Annotated in this window: 17 protein-coding genes and 1 riboswitch; of the genes, 10 read left to right on the forward strand and 7 right to left on the reverse strand. The window is 61.8% G+C overall.

Translation table 11 applies throughout. From position 1 onward, the window contains the following. The first annotated feature begins 49 nt into the window (after positions 1-49). Positions 50-2,551, forward strand: a complete 2,502-nt coding sequence (locus So717_RS00305; RefSeq protein ID WP_159974225.1) for a GcvT family protein — start codon at positions 50-52, stop codon at positions 2,549-2,551. A gap of 125 nt (positions 2,552-2,676) precedes the next feature. Here So717_RS00305 and So717_RS00310 read toward each other — a convergent pair whose 3' ends face one another. Beyond that, positions 2,677-3,132 carry a beta-barrel domain-containing protein gene (locus So717_RS00310; RefSeq protein WP_159974226.1) on the reverse strand — a complete coding sequence of 152 codons (456 nt, stop codon included), beginning with the start codon at positions 3,130-3,132 and terminating at the stop codon, positions 2,677-2,679. A gap of 220 nt (positions 3,133-3,352) precedes the next feature. Continuing rightward, a riboswitch (guanidine-I (ykkC/yxkD leader) is annotated at positions 3,353-3,466 on the forward strand. Positions 3,467-3,557: 91 nt separating this feature from the next. Here So717_RS00310 and So717_RS00315 point away from each other — a divergent pair. The 7 genes from So717_RS00315 (at position 3,558) to aroQ (ending at position 8,526) form a co-directional block, all read left to right on the forward strand. Continuing rightward, positions 3,558-4,616 carry a putative urea ABC transporter substrate-binding protein gene (locus So717_RS00315; protein ID WP_159974227.1) on the forward strand — a complete coding sequence of 353 codons (1,059 nt, stop codon included), beginning with the start codon at positions 3,558-3,560 and terminating at the stop codon, positions 4,614-4,616. A gap of 21 nt (positions 4,617-4,637) precedes the next feature. Continuing rightward, complete coding sequence (locus tag So717_RS00320) at positions 4,638-5,450, forward strand: ABC transporter permease (RefSeq protein WP_159974228.1); 813 nt, start codon at positions 4,638-4,640, stop codon at positions 5,448-5,450. Continuing rightward, positions 5,447-6,214: an ABC transporter ATP-binding protein gene (locus So717_RS00325; RefSeq protein WP_159974229.1), complete on the forward strand. Its 768-nt coding sequence runs from the start codon at positions 5,447-5,449 to the stop codon at positions 6,212-6,214. The genes So717_RS00320 and So717_RS00325 overlap by 4 nt, the downstream gene beginning before the upstream one ends. Next, entirely contained in the window at positions 6,195-7,433 is a 1,239-nt protein-coding gene (locus So717_RS00330; protein ID WP_159974230.1) for an agmatinase family protein, read from the forward strand. The genes So717_RS00325 and So717_RS00330 overlap by 20 nt, the downstream gene beginning before the upstream one ends. Next, positions 7,423-7,851 carry a hypothetical protein gene (locus So717_RS00335; protein ID WP_159974231.1) on the forward strand — a complete coding sequence of 143 codons (429 nt, stop codon included), beginning with the start codon at positions 7,423-7,425 and terminating at the stop codon, positions 7,849-7,851. Before So717_RS00330 ends, So717_RS00335 begins: the two co-directional genes overlap by 11 nt. Then, positions 7,848-8,006 carry a hypothetical protein gene (locus So717_RS00340; RefSeq protein ID WP_159974232.1) on the forward strand — a complete coding sequence of 53 codons (159 nt, stop codon included), beginning with the start codon at positions 7,848-7,850 and terminating at the stop codon, positions 8,004-8,006. The genes So717_RS00335 and So717_RS00340 overlap by 4 nt, the downstream gene beginning before the upstream one ends. Before the next feature lie 82 nt (positions 8,007-8,088). Further along, complete coding sequence (gene aroQ, locus So717_RS00345) at positions 8,089-8,526, forward strand: type II 3-dehydroquinate dehydratase (protein ID WP_159974233.1); 438 nt, start codon at positions 8,089-8,091, stop codon at positions 8,524-8,526. Between the two features lie 188 nt (positions 8,527-8,714). Here aroQ and tsf read toward each other — a convergent pair whose 3' ends face one another. Together tsf and rpsB are read right to left on the reverse strand one after the other, a co-directional pair. Further along, entirely contained in the window at positions 8,715-9,590 is an 876-nt protein-coding gene (tsf, locus tag So717_RS00350) for a translation elongation factor Ts (protein ID WP_159974234.1), read from the reverse strand. Positions 9,591-9,693: 103 nt separating this feature from the next. Next, a complete protein-coding gene (rpsB, locus tag So717_RS00355; RefSeq protein ID WP_159974235.1) occupies positions 9,694-10,491 on the reverse strand; it encodes a 30S ribosomal protein S2 in 798 nt (265 codons plus the stop codon). Positions 10,492-10,782: 291 nt separating this feature from the next. Between rpsB and So717_RS00360 the strand changes: the two genes are divergently transcribed. Next, complete coding sequence (locus So717_RS00360; protein ID WP_159974236.1) at positions 10,783-11,358, forward strand: PA14 domain-containing protein; 576 nt, start codon at positions 10,783-10,785, stop codon at positions 11,356-11,358. Here So717_RS00360 and olsA read toward each other — a convergent pair. The 3 genes from olsA to So717_RS00375 all read right to left on the reverse strand — a co-directional run bounded on the left by olsA (position 11,341) and on the right by So717_RS00375 (position 13,267). Next, entirely contained in the window at positions 11,341-12,195 is an 855-nt protein-coding gene (gene olsA, locus So717_RS00365; RefSeq protein WP_159974237.1) for a lyso-ornithine lipid O-acyltransferase, read from the reverse strand. The genes So717_RS00360 and olsA overlap by 18 nt on opposite strands. After that, the gene (gene olsB / locus So717_RS00370; RefSeq protein WP_159974238.1) at positions 12,192-12,956 is read right to left on the reverse strand and encodes an L-ornithine N(alpha)-acyltransferase; all 765 of its coding nucleotides are present in this window, start codon (positions 12,954-12,956) and stop codon (positions 12,192-12,194) included. The genes olsA and olsB overlap by 4 nt, the downstream gene beginning before the upstream one ends. Before the next feature lie 128 nt (positions 12,957-13,084). Then, the gene (locus tag So717_RS00375) at positions 13,085-13,267 is read right to left on the reverse strand and encodes a DUF3553 domain-containing protein (RefSeq protein WP_159974239.1); all 183 of its coding nucleotides are present in this window, start codon (positions 13,265-13,267) and stop codon (positions 13,085-13,087) included. Between the two features lie 28 nt (positions 13,268-13,295). Here So717_RS00375 and So717_RS00380 point away from each other — a divergent pair, with 28 nt between their 5' ends. After that, positions 13,296-13,892, forward strand: a complete 597-nt coding sequence (locus So717_RS00380) for a histidine phosphotransferase family protein (protein ID WP_159974240.1) — start codon at positions 13,296-13,298, stop codon at positions 13,890-13,892. Positions 13,893-13,943: 51 nt separating this feature from the next. Here the strand turns inward: So717_RS00380 and So717_RS00385 are convergent, their stop codons facing one another. Then, positions 13,944-15,209, reverse strand: coding sequence for a glutamate-5-semialdehyde dehydrogenase (locus So717_RS00385; RefSeq protein WP_159974241.1), 1,266 nt, complete (start codon positions 15,207-15,209; stop codon positions 13,944-13,946). Positions 15,210-15,229 lie beyond the last annotated feature (20 nt).

Here is a 15,229-nt window from a genome sequence, read left to right on the forward strand (position 1 = left end):
CCCCCACACGCTAAAGCTTGCGCAACATCCCCGTGACGGAGCCTGAGCCATGAAAACCCAAGTCAAAGCCCTTGTTGTCGGCGGCGGCGCCGTTGGTACCTCGATTGCCTATCACCTCGCACGCGCGGGCTGGGACGATGTGATGCTGCTGGAACGGGACGAGCTGACCTCCGGCTCCACCTGGCATGCGGCGGGCCTCTTGCCCTATTTCAACATGTCCTATGCGACCACGCATATCCACGACTACTCCATTCGCTTCTACAAGACGCTGGAGGAGGAAACCGGGCTCAATGCAGGGTTCGCGGTCGTCGGCAACCTGCGCATGGCGCAGACGCAGGAGCGCATGGATGAGTACATGCTCTACGCCTCTACCGCTGAGACCTGCGGTGTGCCCTATCAGTGGATGACGCCCGATGAGATCAAAGCGAAATGGCCGCTCATTCGCACCCAAGACCTGAAAGGCGCCCTCTATCATCACACGGACGGCTACATTAACCCCGCCGATGTCACCATGGCGATGGCCAAGGGGGCGCGGCAACGGGGCGTGATGATCGAGCGGAAATGGCAAGCCGATGCCTTCCACTGGACTGGCACGCACTGGGAAGTAACGGCCACCAAGATGACCGAAAAGGGCGGCAATCTGGTGCCAACCGATGAGCAGGTCGTCATCACGGCAGAGCATGTCGTGACCGCTTCCGGCAACCACGCGCAGCGCACCGCGCAGATGCTGGGCATCAAGATCCCCGCGATCCCGGTGGAGCACCAGTTCATTGTCATGGATCAGGATCCGGAGCTTGTGAAGTTCCGCGGCGAAGGCAACGTCGAGCACCCGGTGATCCGTGATGCCGACGCGCAATCCTATGTGCGCGAGGAACGCGGCGGCTGGATCCTGGGGGTCTATGAAAAACACGCGCCTGCGCGGTTTGAATACGGCGTGCCCGACAGCTTCCGCGCCGATCTGTTCCAGCTCGATCTGGAGCGCATCGAAGGCCAGTATATGGCCATGAACCACCGCATCCCTTCCTGCGAGAACTGCGGGCTAAAGGATGATTTCAACGGACCCATCTGCTACACGCCGGACGGTAACCCATTGGTTGGCCCGGCTCCTGGTCTGCGCAACATGTGGCTGGCCGAGGGCTTCTCTTTCGGGATCACCGCAGCGGGCGGCACCGGCTACTACCTTGCCCAGATGATGGTTGAGGGAGAGGCTGAGATCGACATGGCCTCGCTCGACCCCAAACGCTACAGCCAGAACTGGATGACCACTGAATTCGCCGCGCGCAAGAACGAAGAATGTTACGATCACGTCTACATCCTGCACCACCCTGATGAAGAGCGCCCCGCCTGCCGCCCGTTGCGGACGGCTCCGGCTTATGACCGGCAAAAGGCCCGCGGCGCGCAGTTTGGCTGGGTCAACGGCTGGGAACGCCCAAATTACTATGCCCCAGAAGGGTTTAGCGACCATGCCGCGCGCTCCTTCCGGCGCGGTGGCTGGTGGCAATATGCGGTCGAAGAGGCCAAGGCGATCCGCGAGGGTGTGGGGCTGATCGATGCCACCGCCTTCACCAAGCACAAGCTCTTCGGGCCCGGCGCGACGGAATTCCTCGATCATTTCACCTGCAATAAGCTGCCTCGCATTGGTCGGATCAATCTGACCTATGCGCTGACGTCGCATGGCACCACGCGCACCGAATACACGATCATACGCTGGGCGGAGAATGAGTACTACCTTGTCTCCGCCGGTGCCTGGACGGAATATGATCAGGATTACCTGCTCAAGGCGATTGACGATTGGAACCCGACAAGTGAGGGCCAATGGGTGGGCATTCAGGACGTGACCACCCAATGGGGTGTCTTTGCCATCGCCGGGCCGAAATCGCGTGACGTGCTCAAAGAAGTGATCAAGGATGCCGATCCTGAGACTGCTCTGAGCAACAAACGCTTTCCGTGGCTTAGCGCCCGTCAGATCGAGTTGGGCATGTGCCCGGTCAACGCCATCCGGGTGGCCTATACCGGTGAGCTTGGCTGGGAGCTGCACCACCCGATGGAAATGCAGAACTATCTCTTCGATTTGCTGGAAAAGGCTGGAGACAGGCATGGAATGAAGCTCGTAGGTGCGCGGGCGCAGAACTGGCTGCGGCAGGAGAAGAGCTATCGCGCCTTCGGGACGGAGCTGGGCCGCGATGCCACACCGCTGGAAGCGGATCTGCCGCGCTTTGTCGACCTCGGCAAGGATTTCCATGGCAAGGCGCGGATGCAGGCGACGGGTGTGCGCTCTAAATGCGTCACGCTGCTGATCGACGGGCCGGAGGATGCGGACCCATGGGGGCGAGAGGCATTGTATAATGGGGACACCCGTGTCGGACGTCTGACCTCGGGCGGCTATTCGGTGGCCTTCGGCAAGAGCATTGGCATGGGGTACGTGACGCCCGATCTGGCGGTGCCGGGCACCAAGCTGCAGGTGAAGATGTTTGACCAGCTTTGGCCAGCCGAGATCGTCGAGGACAGCCCTTATGATCCGACGAATGCGCGCATCCGAGTGGACGGCTAAACGCACTCAAGAACAGTCTGTGGGCCAGAGAGAGAGCCCTGACCCACAGCCTTACCACGTACCAACTTCACCACATACGGATGGCACCCCTTACCCACCTGGCTGGGTCGAAAACCCCTGCGAGCTCACTCGATAAACGGTCTTGCAAGGCGGTCCCGAATGCGTTGTGCCGGATAAGAAAACACCGTCCGCTCGCCGGTGCGGACAAACAGATCCGCAGGCATGCCCGGCACAAGATCAAGTGCAGCGACCTCATGCGGCTGTTCAGCATCCAGACGGACCTGTGCCAGATAGTAGGGATTACCCGTCCGGTCATCCTCAAGCGCATCCGCCCAGATGTCGAAAAGCTGACCCATCGCTTCCGGCACATCCGCCCGCGCGAAAGCCGACAGGCGCATCCGTGTTTCCTGCCCGATCCGCAGCTCGTCGATTTCGACGGGAGGCACCCGCGCCTCGCCGCCCACGATCACGTCACCATCGTTTGAGCCGATGACAGTCTCGATGGAGATCAGCACCTGGGTCTCAATCTGGTTCTCGATCACATCGAGCCCCATAACACCCGTGCCACCTATGGCGTCCACATCCAGTATTGCGCTGGCGGATCACTGACGTTGTCTCAGGCGTTGCTGTGGATCCCTCAACCGGAAATTGTTGGGTTAGATAGCCAAGGCCACACCGATTTCGATTAAAAATCAGGCTTTCCGCCGCATTTCCGGCTTCAAGTTGGGCAATTTTTAGTATTTTCTCGCTACGTCAACCTGTCCGGGTTGAACACCAGACCGCTTTGCCCGGAGCCTGACAGCGCAGGTCATCTAGGGTTCCGCTGCGCCATCATGGCATAGGGTCCGGTCCGAGAGATGACGCTGGGGCGGCAAACTCCGCCCCGGTACACGGCGGGATAAAAACCCGGGAGAGCACTGCGCATGAGACCCGGTCGATTTCTCCTGTTCCGCCACGACCCCCTCGCACCCTCGTCCTCGGCGGAACGTTGCAACGAGGTCGTTCTATGCCCATTCTTCGCCACGCCCTGATCGGGGCCGCAGCTCTGATGATTTCCACCGCCCCTCTTGCGGTGGCTCAAGAAAAAACCGACTTCCGAATTGCCTGGTCGATCTACGTGGGCTGGATGCCCTGGGGTTATCTCGAAGACAGCGGCATCATGGACAAATGGGCCGAGAAATACGACATCGACGTCGAGATCGTGCAGATCAACGACTATGTGGAATCGATCAACCAGTATACGGCAGGTGCGTTCGACGGTGTCTCAGCCACCAATATGGACACGCTGTCCATTCCCGCGGGCGGTGGTGTCGACACCACGGCGCTGATTGTCGGAGACTTCTCCAACGGCAATGACGCGGTGATCGTGAAAGGCGACGGCGATCTGGCGTCGCTGGCAGGCAAGCCCGTCAGTCTGGTGGAGCTGTCGGTCTCACACTACCTGCTGGCGCGGGGCCTCGACAGCGTGGGTCTCAAGGAATCCGATCTGGCCTCGGTCATCAACACCTCCGATGCCGATATGATTGCCGCCTTCGCCACGCCGGATGTGGAAGCCGTGGTCACCTGGAACCCGCTGGTCTCCAGCATTCTCGAAGACCCGTCGGCCACCAAGCTCTTTGACAGCTCCGACATCCCCGGCGAGATCATCGACCTCATGGTGGTGAACACCGAGGTGCTGGAGGCCAACCCCAACTTCGGCAAGGCCATGGCGGGAGCCTGGTATGAGGTCATGGGGCTGATGGCTGCTGGCGACGAAGAGGTGCTGACCGCGATGGCCGAAGCCTCCGGCACCGATCTGGCGGGCTACAAGGCGCAGCTGGACAGCACCGAGATGTTCTACACCCCCGCCGACGCGGTCGAATTCACGCAAAGCAGCGCGTTGCCGGACACGATGGTGAACGTGGCCGAGTTCCTCTTTGACAAAGGGATCTTGGGCGAAGGCGCGCCCTCGGCGGATTTTGTGGGCATTGAATACCCCGATGGGTCCACCACCGGGGATGCGGGCAACGTGCAGTTCCGCTTTGACACCACCTATATGCAGATGGCCGCCGACGGCGCGCTGTAAGCGGACGGCAGGGGCAAGGCCATGCGGCTGATCAACCGGAATCCGGACATCGTGCTGCGCACGGTCCTCGTGGCCTTGCCCTTTGCGCTGTTGCTGCTGGCCTATGCGCTGGGATCGGAGGCGCGGCTGGCGGAGAACCCGTCGGACAAGCTGATGCCCTCGCTGAGCAAGATCGGTGAGACGGCGCAGCGGCTGTTGACGGAACCTGATCGACGGTCCGAGCGCATCCTGTTCTGGCATGACACCGGCGCGAGCCTGATCCGCCTGCTGCTTGGGGTCGGGATTTCGGCGGCCCTTGCCACGATCCTCGGGCTGCTGATTGGCCTTTTGCCCTACGTCCGCGCGACGCTTGCGGGGTTCGTGGCCGTGATCTCCATGATCCCACCGCTGGCCGTGCTGCCGATCCTTTTCATTGTCTTTGGCTTGGGCGAATTGTCGAAAGTGGTGCTGATTGTCGTGGGTATCCTGCCCTTTCTGATCCGCGATCTTTCGGCCCGTGTGCTTGAAATCCCGCGCGAGATGATCGTGAAGGCCGAAACCCTTGGGGCCTCAACCTTCGTCATCGCCTTGCGCGTCGCCCTGCCCCAGCTTTTGCCCCGGCTCATCCAAGCCGTGCGCCTGTCGCTGGGCCCAGCCTGGCTGTTCCTGATCGCGGCGGAGGCCATCGCCGCCGAACAGGGTTTGGGCTACCGCATCTTCCTCGTGCGCCGCTTCCTAGCGATGGATGTGATCCTGACCTATGTCATCTGGATCACCTTGCTGGCCTTCCTGATGGACCTGACCCTGCGCAAGCTCTCGCAGCGCCTCTTCCCCTGGACGCAGGCAACGCTATGAGCTTTGTCACGGCTGAGAATATCTTTCTCTCCTACGGGTCCCGCCCGATCCTGGAGCGAGTGAACCTCACGGCGGAGGAAGGCGAATTCGTCTCCATCGTCGGGGCCTCGGGCTGTGGGAAATCGACCTTCCTGCGTCTGCTGCTGGCGCAAGAGACGCCCACGAAGGGCGAGATCCGCGTGGCGGGCGCCCCACCTGCGCGCGAGCCGGGGTTGGCCCGCGGTGTGGTCTTTCAGCGCTACTCCGTCTTTCCGCATATGACCGTGCGCGAGAATATCGTCGCGGGCGAGAGCCTGCGGTCCCGCTGGGGCCGGTTCTTTGGCACCGAAGCGCGGGCCGCCCGAGCCCGGGCGGATGAGACATTGGCACGCATCGGCCTCGACCATGTGGCAGATCAATTCCCCGCCACGCTCTCGGGCGGCATGCAGCAGCGCCTCGCCATCGGCCAGGCGCTTGCCGCCAAGCCGCGCATCCTGTTGCTCGATGAACCCTTTGGCGCGCTGGACCCCGGCACGCGCCTCTCCATGCACGACTTTCTGCAGGAGCTGCGCGCGGAGACCGGCATGACCGTCTTCATGGTCACCCACGACCTTGAGGAAGGCTTCAAGCTCGGCGACCGCGTGCTTGTCTTCGACAAACCCCGCTGGGACCCGCAAGACCCCAATCTCAACGGCGCGACGATCACCTACGACTTTGATGCCCGCGACGGCGGCATCCCATTTCAACGCATAAAGGAAGACACACATGTTCTACGCCCCACCTGAGCGCAGCCGCTCCCACCGGCGCCTGGCCCATGATGAGCGCCGTCACCACCACCCGGATCTGACAAGGCTGCAGGGCTGGCGCTCGATGAAGGCCGAAGCCGATCTGCCCGAAGGTCGCTGGGATGAAGAGCGCCGCTGGGCCCTGCGCATGGGGCTGACAGGCGCCGACAGCATCGAAGACAAATCCATCCCCACCTTCGCGCGCGGCGAGCTGCCGCATTACGCGGGCATCAACACCTTCCTCAAGGCGCCCTATACCGAAGATGTCACCGAAGTGAAGGACTACGATGCCACGGTTCTGGGCATCCCCTTTGACGGTGGCACAACCTACCGCCCCGGCACACGCTTTGGGCCGCAGGGTGTGCGCAAGATCTCTGCGCTCTACACGCCCTATAATTACGAAATGGGCGTCGATCTGCGCGAGCAGATGACGCTTTGTGATGCAGGTGATGTTTTCACCATTCCGGCCAATCTGGAGAAGTCTTTCGACCAGATCAGCCGCGCGGTCTCCCACGTGTTTTCCTCCGGCAGCCTGCCAATCATGATCGGCGGCGACCATTCCATCGGCTTTCCCTGCGTGCGTGGCATCGCCGAATGCACGTCGAAGAAAATCGGGATCGTGCATTTCGACCGCCATGCGGACATTCAGGAGAAAGATCTGGATGAACGTATGCATACAACTCCCTGGTTTCACTCCACATTGCTCCCAAATGTGCCTGCCAAGAACCTCGTCCAAGTGGGCATCGGCGGTTGGCAGGTCCCGCGCGAGGCGGTCAAGGTCGCCCGCGAGCGCGAAACCAACATCATCACCATGGGCGACATGGAGAAGATGGGCATCGACAAGACCGCCGAGATGGCGCTGGAGATGGCCTGGGACGGGGTGGACATGGTCTATATGTCCTTCGACATCGACAGCATCGACTGCGGCTTTGTCCCCGGCACCGGCTGGCCCGAACCGGGCGGCTTCCTGCCGCGCGAGGCGCTGGCGCTGGCGTCCAAGGTGGCGGCCGAAGGCATCTGCGGCATGGAGCTGGTTGAGGTCTCGCCGCCCTATGACACCTCTGACATCACCGCTCTGATGGGCACACGGGTGATCGTCGATGTGCTGGGCAGCCTCGTGGCCTCCGGCAATCTGGGCAAGCACAAGGCCCATATCGACAAGCCCGTCACCATCCCCCATGGCGAGTTCGAAGGAAAGCGGTGGTCCAATGCCACATGATATCGTTAACGGCCACATCGGCCACAACCATGCCCACGACCACCTGCACAGCCACCTCAAGCCCGAGGATGAAGCGGCAGATCTGCAGGTGCTGGCAGAACAGTTCATCGATGGCTTTATCGCCGCGAAGGACAAGACCGCCTATCTGAAACTGGCTGGCGTCCCGCAGGAACGCCCTGCCCCGGATGGCGGCCCGAGCATGAAACTGGTTGATGTCTCGCTCAGTACCGAATGGCAGGTGGGCACCGCCTCGCCCTCCTTTGGCTCACGCGAGCTCAGCTACCTGCCCTATCCGGGGGAGATGGTGACCGAGCGCACCAACATGGGCTTTGTCTACGTCTCGCTTGACGCCAAGAATGTGCTGGATCTGCGCAGCTTCCTGCACGCCAAACACGCCCATGTGGAGGGTCAACCATGAGATATGCGCTTCCCCTGATGCTCCTTGCCGGCCCCGCGCTGGCGCATCATGAAACGGTGGCCGTCTCGATCTTGCCACCGCTCACCATCTGGGTCGTCGCGGCCCTTGGCGCTGGCGTCGGCTTCTGGCGCGCCTGGCGCGCAAGGCGCAAGTAAGACCCCTCAGGCATGCGCTGTGGCTGGACAGGCCGCAGCGCATAGGTCTATGGAACATCAGACCTTTCCTTGCGAGTGCCCCATGACCGCGATCCTTGTTCTGAACGGCCCGAACCTCAACCTGCTGGGCACCCGGCAGCCCGAGGTCTACGGCTACACAACCCTCGCCGACATCGAAACCATGTGTCAGGACTGGGCCGAGACCGCTGGCTGCACGGTCAGCTTTGCGCAATCCAACCACGAAGGCGCGCTGGTCGACGCGATCCACGCCGCAAAGGGACAACAGGACGGGATCATCCTGAACGCGGGCGCCTATACCCACACCTCCATCGCGTTGATGGATGCGATTGCCTCCGTCGAGCTCCCCGCAATCGAGCTGCACCTCAGCAATGTGCACGCCCGTGAGGAGTTCCGGCACAACTCCTACATTGCCAAGGTCGCCATCGGCCTGATCTGCGGCTTCGGCGCCCATGGCTATGTTCTGGCGCTCGAAGCCATGAAAGCGCATCTCAGCCGCTGACCGCCCGCGTCTTATCTCCGACAGCCGACACCCCGCGCCCCCGGCGGGCAGCGCCGGGCAGCGCCCGCCCCCCTTCGATGGGGGGAAGGGCGCTTCGCCCGTCAAAGAGCACAGCGGATCATCTCCATAGCGCAACAAAAAAAAGGCGATGGAAACCCATCGCCTCTTCGTCTGATATCCAGAGCGACTTAGCCCTTGGCGGCCTTGGCCACTTCAGCGGCGAAGTCTTCCTTCACCACTTCGATGCCTTCGCCCACTTCCAGACGCACAAAGCCCGTAATCGTCGCGCCCGCTTCCTTTGCGGCCTCGCCCACGGTCAGATCGGGGTTCACCACGAAGGACTGGTTCAGCAGCGTCACTTCGGACATGTACTTCTTCATCCGGCCCACGATCATCTTCTCAATCACCGCTTCCGGCTTGCCGCTTTCGCGCGCGATGTCCATCTGAACCTGCTTTTCCTTCTCAACCACCGCCGGGTCGAGATCATCCTCGGACAGAGACGCCGGGTTCACAGCCGCGATGTGCATCGCCACCTGCTTGCCAAACGCCTCATCACCACCAGTCAGGCCGACCAGCACGCCGATCTTGCCCATACCTGGGGCGGCCGCGTTGTGCACGTAGGACACGACGCTCTCTGCATCGATGGCCGACATGCGGCGCACGGACATGTTCTCGCCGATGGTGGCGATCTTGTCGGTCACCACAGTGGCAACGCTCTTGCCGCCCAGATCCGCCTCTTGCAGCGCATCCACATCCGCAACAGACAGGGCCACATCAGCAATACCTGCAACCATTTCCTGGAATTCAGCGTTCTTCGCAACGAAGTCAGTCTCGGCGTTGACTTCCACGGCCACACCGTGCCCGCCATTGACCTTCACCGCCACAAGACCTTCCGCCGCCGTGCGGCCGGATTTCTTGGCTGCCTTGGCCAGACCCTTGGTCCGCAGCCAGTCGAGCGCCGCTTCCATGTCGCCGTCGGTTTCGGTCAACGCTTTTTTTGCGTCCATCATGCCTGCGCCGGTGGTGTCGCGCAGTTCCTTGACCATAGATGCTGTGATCGCCATCTGAGGTGCTCCTTTTAATAAAGCCGGGCCGGATGCCCGGTCTGTGCCAGCTCGTTCACGGGGCAGGTCATCCCTGCCCCATATGTCATGCGTGTGACAGGCCTTAGGCCTGTGCTTCTTCCGCCGGGGCCTCTTCGGCAGCGGGGGCTTCGGCGACCGCTTCTTCGACGGGGGCCTCTTCCATCGCACCCAGGTCAACGCCAGCCGCACCCAGCTGCGCGGACATACCGTCAAGCGCTGCGCGGGAGGCCAGATCGCAGTAGAGCGAGATGGCCCGTGCCGCGTCGTCGTTGCCGGGGATGATATAGTCGATGCCATCGGGCGGGCAGTTGGTGTCGACCACTGCCACAACCGGAATGCCCAGTTTGTTGGCCTCAGCCACGGCCAGCGCTTCTTTCTTGACGTCGATGACAAAGATCAGGTCCGGACGACCGCCCATTTCGCGGATACCGCCAAGCGAGGCCTGCAGTTTGCCCTGGTCACGCTCCATGCCCAGACGCTCTTTCTTGGTCAAACCGGCAAAGCCCTGCTCCGCCTGCTCATCAATCGCTTTCAGGCGGTTGATCGACTGGGATACGGTCTGCCAGTTGGTCAGCGTGCCACCGAGCCAGCGGTGGTTCATATAGTACTGCGCGCATTTCTCTGCGGCTTCGGCAATCGGCTGCTGCGCCTGACGCTTGGTGCCAACGAAGAGGATGCTGCCGCCCTTGGCGACCGTCTCGCGGATCACGTTCAGCGCCGCGTCCAGCATGGGAACGGTCTGCGTGAGGTCCATGATGTGGATGCCATTGCGCGCGCCATAGATGAACGGACCCATGCGGGGGTTCCAACGCTGCGTCTGGTGGCCGAAGTGTACGCCTGCCTCAAGCAATTGGCGCATGGTGAACTCTGGAAGAGCCATGTCGTGTCTACCTTTCCGGTTTTATCCTCGGCGGGGGCATGACAGATTTCTGCCAACCGGCGGACCTTTGAGGATGTCTCCCCCAAAAGGCCCAAACCCCGCCTGCGGGTTTCAGTGCACGCCGTATAGGTCAGGCTGGCGCTGACCGCAAGACGTCAAATGCCATTGCAAGCCAAGAAGTGACCGAACCGAAGCGCGGCACACTTGCCTCCAACAAGGAACTGACACTAGGATCTCCGTAACCGGACCCGCAGAGGTCCGGATGATCAACGATCAAAACCGGGAGTGACCATGACTTTTCTTCGCACAACCGCCACGGCGGTCTTTTTTCTTGTCCCTGGGTTGGCTGTCGCAGAGGCTGTTGAACTTAGCCCTGCTGATCCGCAGCCCGCAGCGGATAGCCTGAGCCCCGGGCTCGCTGTTGCTTATGCCTTCCCAAGTGACGTGCGCACCGTCGCGGATGCCCGCGAAGCGCTGAGCCGCAAGAGTGTGCATGGTGCGCCGCTGGCCGGTCTGTCCTATGACGACAATACGGACGGCGATGACACGCTGACCTCCGGCAAGGCAACGAAGGTCGCAGCCGACATTTCGGGCTATATCAAGTTCGACGCACCGGGCACCTATGTTTTGGACTTTCTGAACAACGACGGGCTTGAGATCAGCATCGGCGGTCAGATCGTCGGATTTTATGATGAGGTGCACGCCTGCGGCTATGCCGGAGAGATCAAGGTCGCGGTGCCCGAGGCGGGATATTACCCGCTTCAGGCGACGTATTTCCAGCGCAAGGGCACGGCCTGTCTGATGATGGAATGGGGCCCCGACAGCGACGGGCTTGATCTGGTGCCGGATTCAGCCTTTTTCCACTGATCCGACGACGGTGGGTCGGTGCGTGTCGAACCCGGCGCGCACCTGCACTTCGCAGGCTGCGGCAAGAGTTTTGCGATCAGTATGGTCCGCGATCTTAAGCAGGTCATGGTAGATCACATGCACCCTGCCGTGCTTGGGCCAGGCCAGCATGGTGAGAAGGTGGCTGCCAAAATCCATGCCGCCCCACCAGCCGTAAAACCGCGGATCAGCGCCATCCGGTGCCGTATAGGTGACCGAGATCGGCTGCACCTGCAACGTCTCGCGCAGTTCCGGCGCAAAGAAAGCGGCAAAGAGGCTGGTCTTGAAGGGGAGAACGCGCTGGCCATCGCTGCTGGTGCCTTCGGGAAAGAACAGCAGGCGGTGTCCGGCACTCAGTCGCTGTTTGAACAGCTCTGCCTGCGCGCTGGCCTGCGCCCGATTGCGCGCGATGAACACTGTGCCCGTCGCACGCGCCAGCCAGCCGATCCCCGGCCAGCCTGCCACCTCGGACTTGGACACAAAGTAGATCCGCTTGGAGGCGTTGAGCACAAAGATATCCAGCCAGCTGGAATGATTGGCCACCGCCGCCCCCTGCCCGTTTGCGGGGCGACCCGTCACCTGCAGCCTTAGCCCGATGATCCGCAGCGCCGCGCGACAGACAAAGACGGTGATGGCGGGCGTCAGCGGTCTGTGCGCCCCGTAGAGTGGCCGTTCAAACAACCGCAGCAGAAGTAGAAGCGCCAGCCCCCCGAACACCACAACCGCCAGCGGCAGCCCGCGCAGCACGACCAGCACGCCGCCCCAGAGGGTCAGGCGCGGTTTGGGCGGCTCGGCATCCCCAAACCAGGTGGTGCTCATGCCGCACCTCCCTGATACAGCCGCGCCTGTCGCGCGTTCATCCGTTCGGTATCGAGGACAAGGCACACATCCGTGGTGTTGAAGGCGCGGTCCACATAGGCCCCCTCGCCCACAAAACCGCCCAAGCGCAGATAGGCTTTGATTAGCGCCGGAACGGCCAGCATCGCTCGCTTCGTATCCAGAACAGATGTATCAATCAGGTCCATGGGCTGGAATGCTTCGGCCTGCGCCCGGACCCGCAGGTCTGCTGGCGCCAGGTGACGGTGGTGCAGCAGTGACAGCGGCTCCGCCAAAGCCGCGACATCCGTGCCGTGAAAACTCGCCACGCCAAAAAGAATCTCGATCTCATGAACCCTGATGTAGTCGGCCAGCCCCGTCCACAGATGAAAAAGCGCACTGCTGCCGCGGTAGTCCGGGTGCAGGCACGATCGCCCAAGCTCCAACAGGCGCCGACCCGAGCCTTGCAGCACCGACAAGTCATATTCGTCCGCCGAATAGAACTGCCCCGCAGCCTCCGCCTGATCGTCTCGCATGACGCGGTAAGCCCCGACAACCGCGCCGCGCGCGGTGTCCCACAGCAACATATGGTCAAAAAACGGGTCGAACCGGTCTTTCTCCAGCCGGTTCTCATGGTCGACCAGACCGCCGCTGCCGCCAAGCTCTTCCACAAAGACAGCGTAGCGCAGCCGCTGCGCCGCCCTCAGGTCCTCTTCGGTTTCAGCAAGCCGGACCTGAAAGGCGGGCTTGGGCTGGGCGTCCATGCGTATGGGGTCTTTCTGTGGCCGGGAAATCTTCGCTGCTCATAGTTAATTTTGAGCCCGCGCGCAACGCAACTCGGCCTGCGTGGTTTACAATCGGGATATGGCCGTTAACCTTTTGGCAAGGTTCTTCATCCATCAAATACCGGGATAAGAGCGACGCGAGTGCTATCAATGACAATCTTCCCTTCGTCAGGAAAATTTATTGTGACCCGGGCATTTACGTTGCTTTGCACCTGCCCGGTGCCCCACTCGGGACGGTCGGGATGCTGCACCAGCATGCCGGGGGACAGGATCGCGTTCAAATCTTCCACAACACCTCTTTCGCGCAGGAGACAGTAGATGGGTCACAGCAATATTAACCTTGCCGCGCTGATTGGCAGTCGCATCTGCCATGACCTGATATCGCCCATTGGCGCGATCAACAACGGGCTGGAGCTTTTGGGCATGGCGGGCGGCACCCCCGGGCCGGAGATCGATCTCATACAGGAGAGCGTCGGCAACGCCAGCGCCCGGATCCGGTTTTTCCGCATCGCTTTTGGCGCGGCAGGCGAGCAGATGATGGGCCGGGCGGAGGTGATGTCCATCCTCGATGACCTGATGGAGGGCGGTCGCCTGACCGTCGCCTGGGGCCCGCTCGATCCGCAGCCGCGACGCGAGGTTCGCATGGCGTTTCTGGCGCTGCTCTGCCTTGAGAACGCAATGCCCTATGGCGGACGTGTCGAGGTCAGTCAGGAAGACAAGGTGTGGATGCTGCACGGTCAGGCGGACAAGCTCAACGTGGACGAGCCGCTATGGTCCATTCTTGCCACAAAAGATACGCCGGAGGGCCTGCGCCCGGCTCAGGTCCAGTTTGCCCTGCTGCCGCTTGTCGCGGACGACGACGGGCGGCGTGTGACCACAGAGATATCTGAGACGCGCATTAAGCTGCGCTTCTAAAGCATCTGGCCAGCACACGCGCAGCGCGCGCCCTCTGCAAAGGCAGACATCCTAGCTGCGAATAGCGCCCTGACCGGTCACAAGGTACTTGAAGCTGGTCAGCTGCGCCGCCCCAACCGGGCCGCGCGCGTGCATCTTGCCTGTGGCGATGCCAATCTCCGCCCCCATGCCAAATTCGCCGCCATCGGCAAATTGCGTGGAGGCGTTGTGCATGAGAATGGCTGAGTCCAGCTCTGTCATGAAGCGCTTTGCCACCTCAGCATCTTCGGTCAGCACGCAATCGGTATGGTTTGAGCCGTAGCGGCGAATATGCGTCATGGCCGCATCCAGGTCGGGCACGGTGCGGGCCGCAACAATCATATCAAGGTATTCCTGGCCCCAGTCGTCTTCTGTGGCGGCGATGGTGCCTTCGATCACCGCAAGCGCCTCATCCGCGCGCACCTCAACACCTGCGTTGATGAGGGCAAGGATCAGACCACGGCCCATCGTCTTGGCCACATCTTCATGGATCAGAAGGCATTCCACCGCGCCACAGATCCCCGTGCGCCGGGTCTTGGCGTTCAACACCACTTTCAGCACGGTTTCCGGATCAGCGGCTTTGTCGATATAGATGTGAACGATGCCTTCCAGATGCGCAAAGACAGGGACACGGGCCTCGCGTTGGACCAGCCCCACAAGGCCCTTGCCGCCCCGAGGTACAATCACGTCGATGGTGTCGGTCATGGTCAACATCTCGCTGACTGCGGCACGGTCGCGCGTGGGCACCAGTTGAATGGCGTCTTCGGGCAGGCCCGCATCACGCAGCCCCTGCACAAGACAATCATGCAGCGCCGTCGAAGAATGGAAGCTTTCAGAGCCGCCGCGCAGGATCACCGCGTTGCCCGCCTTGAGGCACAGCGCGCCCGCATCTGCTGTGACATTGGGGCGGCTCTCGTAAATCACACCAACGACACCAAGCGGGGTCCGCACCCGCTGAATATGCAGGCCCGTCGGTTGCGTCCAGTCAGCGATGACCTCTCCCACAGGGTCTTGCTGCTCGGCGATGGCGCGCAGCCCGTCAACCACGCCCGCCAGACGGTCCTCATCCAGCGCCAGACGGTCCATCATCGCATCCGTCAGCCCCTTCTCTCGGCCAAAGGCCAGATCCTTTTCATTCGCCGCCAGGATCTCCGCGCGATTGGTCCAGACATGATTGGCGGCCGAGACCAGGGCCGCGCGCTTTTGCTCCGCATCCGCATGGGCAAGCGCCGTTGCGGCCTCCTTCGCCCGGCGTCCGATATCGGCCATCAGCATGTGGATGTTGTCAAAGTCTTTCATGGCGACCCCTCCCCGTTCTG

This window comes from Roseobacter cerasinus, assembly GCF_009811755.1.
Classification (GTDB): domain Bacteria; phylum Pseudomonadota; class Alphaproteobacteria; order Rhodobacterales; family Rhodobacteraceae; genus Roseobacter; species Roseobacter cerasinus.

What these genes read in the sequence shown, in the direction of transcription:
- aroQ (WP_159974233.1), top strand. Translation starts at nt 8,089, where the DNA reads ATGACCGCGATCCTTGTTCTGAACGGCCCGAACCTCAACCTGCTGGGC.
- olsA (WP_159974237.1), bottom strand. Translation starts at nt 12,195, where the DNA reads ATGAGCACCACCTGGTTTGGGGATGCCGAGCCGCCCAAACCGCGCCTG.
- So717_RS00335 (WP_159974231.1), top strand. Translation starts at nt 7,423, where the DNA reads ATGCCACATGATATCGTTAACGGCCACATCGGCCACAACCATGCCCAC.
- So717_RS00320 (WP_159974228.1), top strand. Translation starts at nt 4,638, where the DNA reads ATGCGGCTGATCAACCGGAATCCGGACATCGTGCTGCGCACGGTCCTC.
- So717_RS00305 (WP_159974225.1), top strand. Translation starts at nt 50, where the DNA reads ATGAAAACCCAAGTCAAAGCCCTTGTTGTCGGCGGCGGCGCCGTTGGT.
- tsf (WP_159974234.1), bottom strand. Translation starts at nt 9,590, where the DNA reads ATGGCGATCACAGCATCTATGGTCAAGGAACTGCGCGACACCACCGGC.
- So717_RS00360 (WP_159974236.1), top strand. Translation starts at nt 10,783, where the DNA reads ATGACTTTTCTTCGCACAACCGCCACGGCGGTCTTTTTTCTTGTCCCT.
- So717_RS00340 (WP_159974232.1), top strand. Translation starts at nt 7,848, where the DNA reads ATGAGATATGCGCTTCCCCTGATGCTCCTTGCCGGCCCCGCGCTGGCG.
- So717_RS00385 (WP_159974241.1), bottom strand. Translation starts at nt 15,209, where the DNA reads ATGAAAGACTTTGACAACATCCACATGCTGATGGCCGATATCGGACGC.
- So717_RS00330 (WP_159974230.1), top strand. Translation starts at nt 6,195, where the DNA reads ATGTTCTACGCCCCACCTGAGCGCAGCCGCTCCCACCGGCGCCTGGCC.
- So717_RS00315 (WP_159974227.1), top strand. Translation starts at nt 3,558, where the DNA reads ATGCCCATTCTTCGCCACGCCCTGATCGGGGCCGCAGCTCTGATGATT.
- olsB (WP_159974238.1), bottom strand. Translation starts at nt 12,956, where the DNA reads ATGGACGCCCAGCCCAAGCCCGCCTTTCAGGTCCGGCTTGCTGAAACC.
- So717_RS00325 (WP_159974229.1), top strand. Translation starts at nt 5,447, where the DNA reads ATGAGCTTTGTCACGGCTGAGAATATCTTTCTCTCCTACGGGTCCCGC.
- So717_RS00380 (WP_159974240.1), top strand. Translation starts at nt 13,296, where the DNA reads ATGGGTCACAGCAATATTAACCTTGCCGCGCTGATTGGCAGTCGCATC.
- rpsB (WP_159974235.1), bottom strand. Translation starts at nt 10,491, where the DNA reads ATGGCTCTTCCAGAGTTCACCATGCGCCAATTGCTTGAGGCAGGCGTA.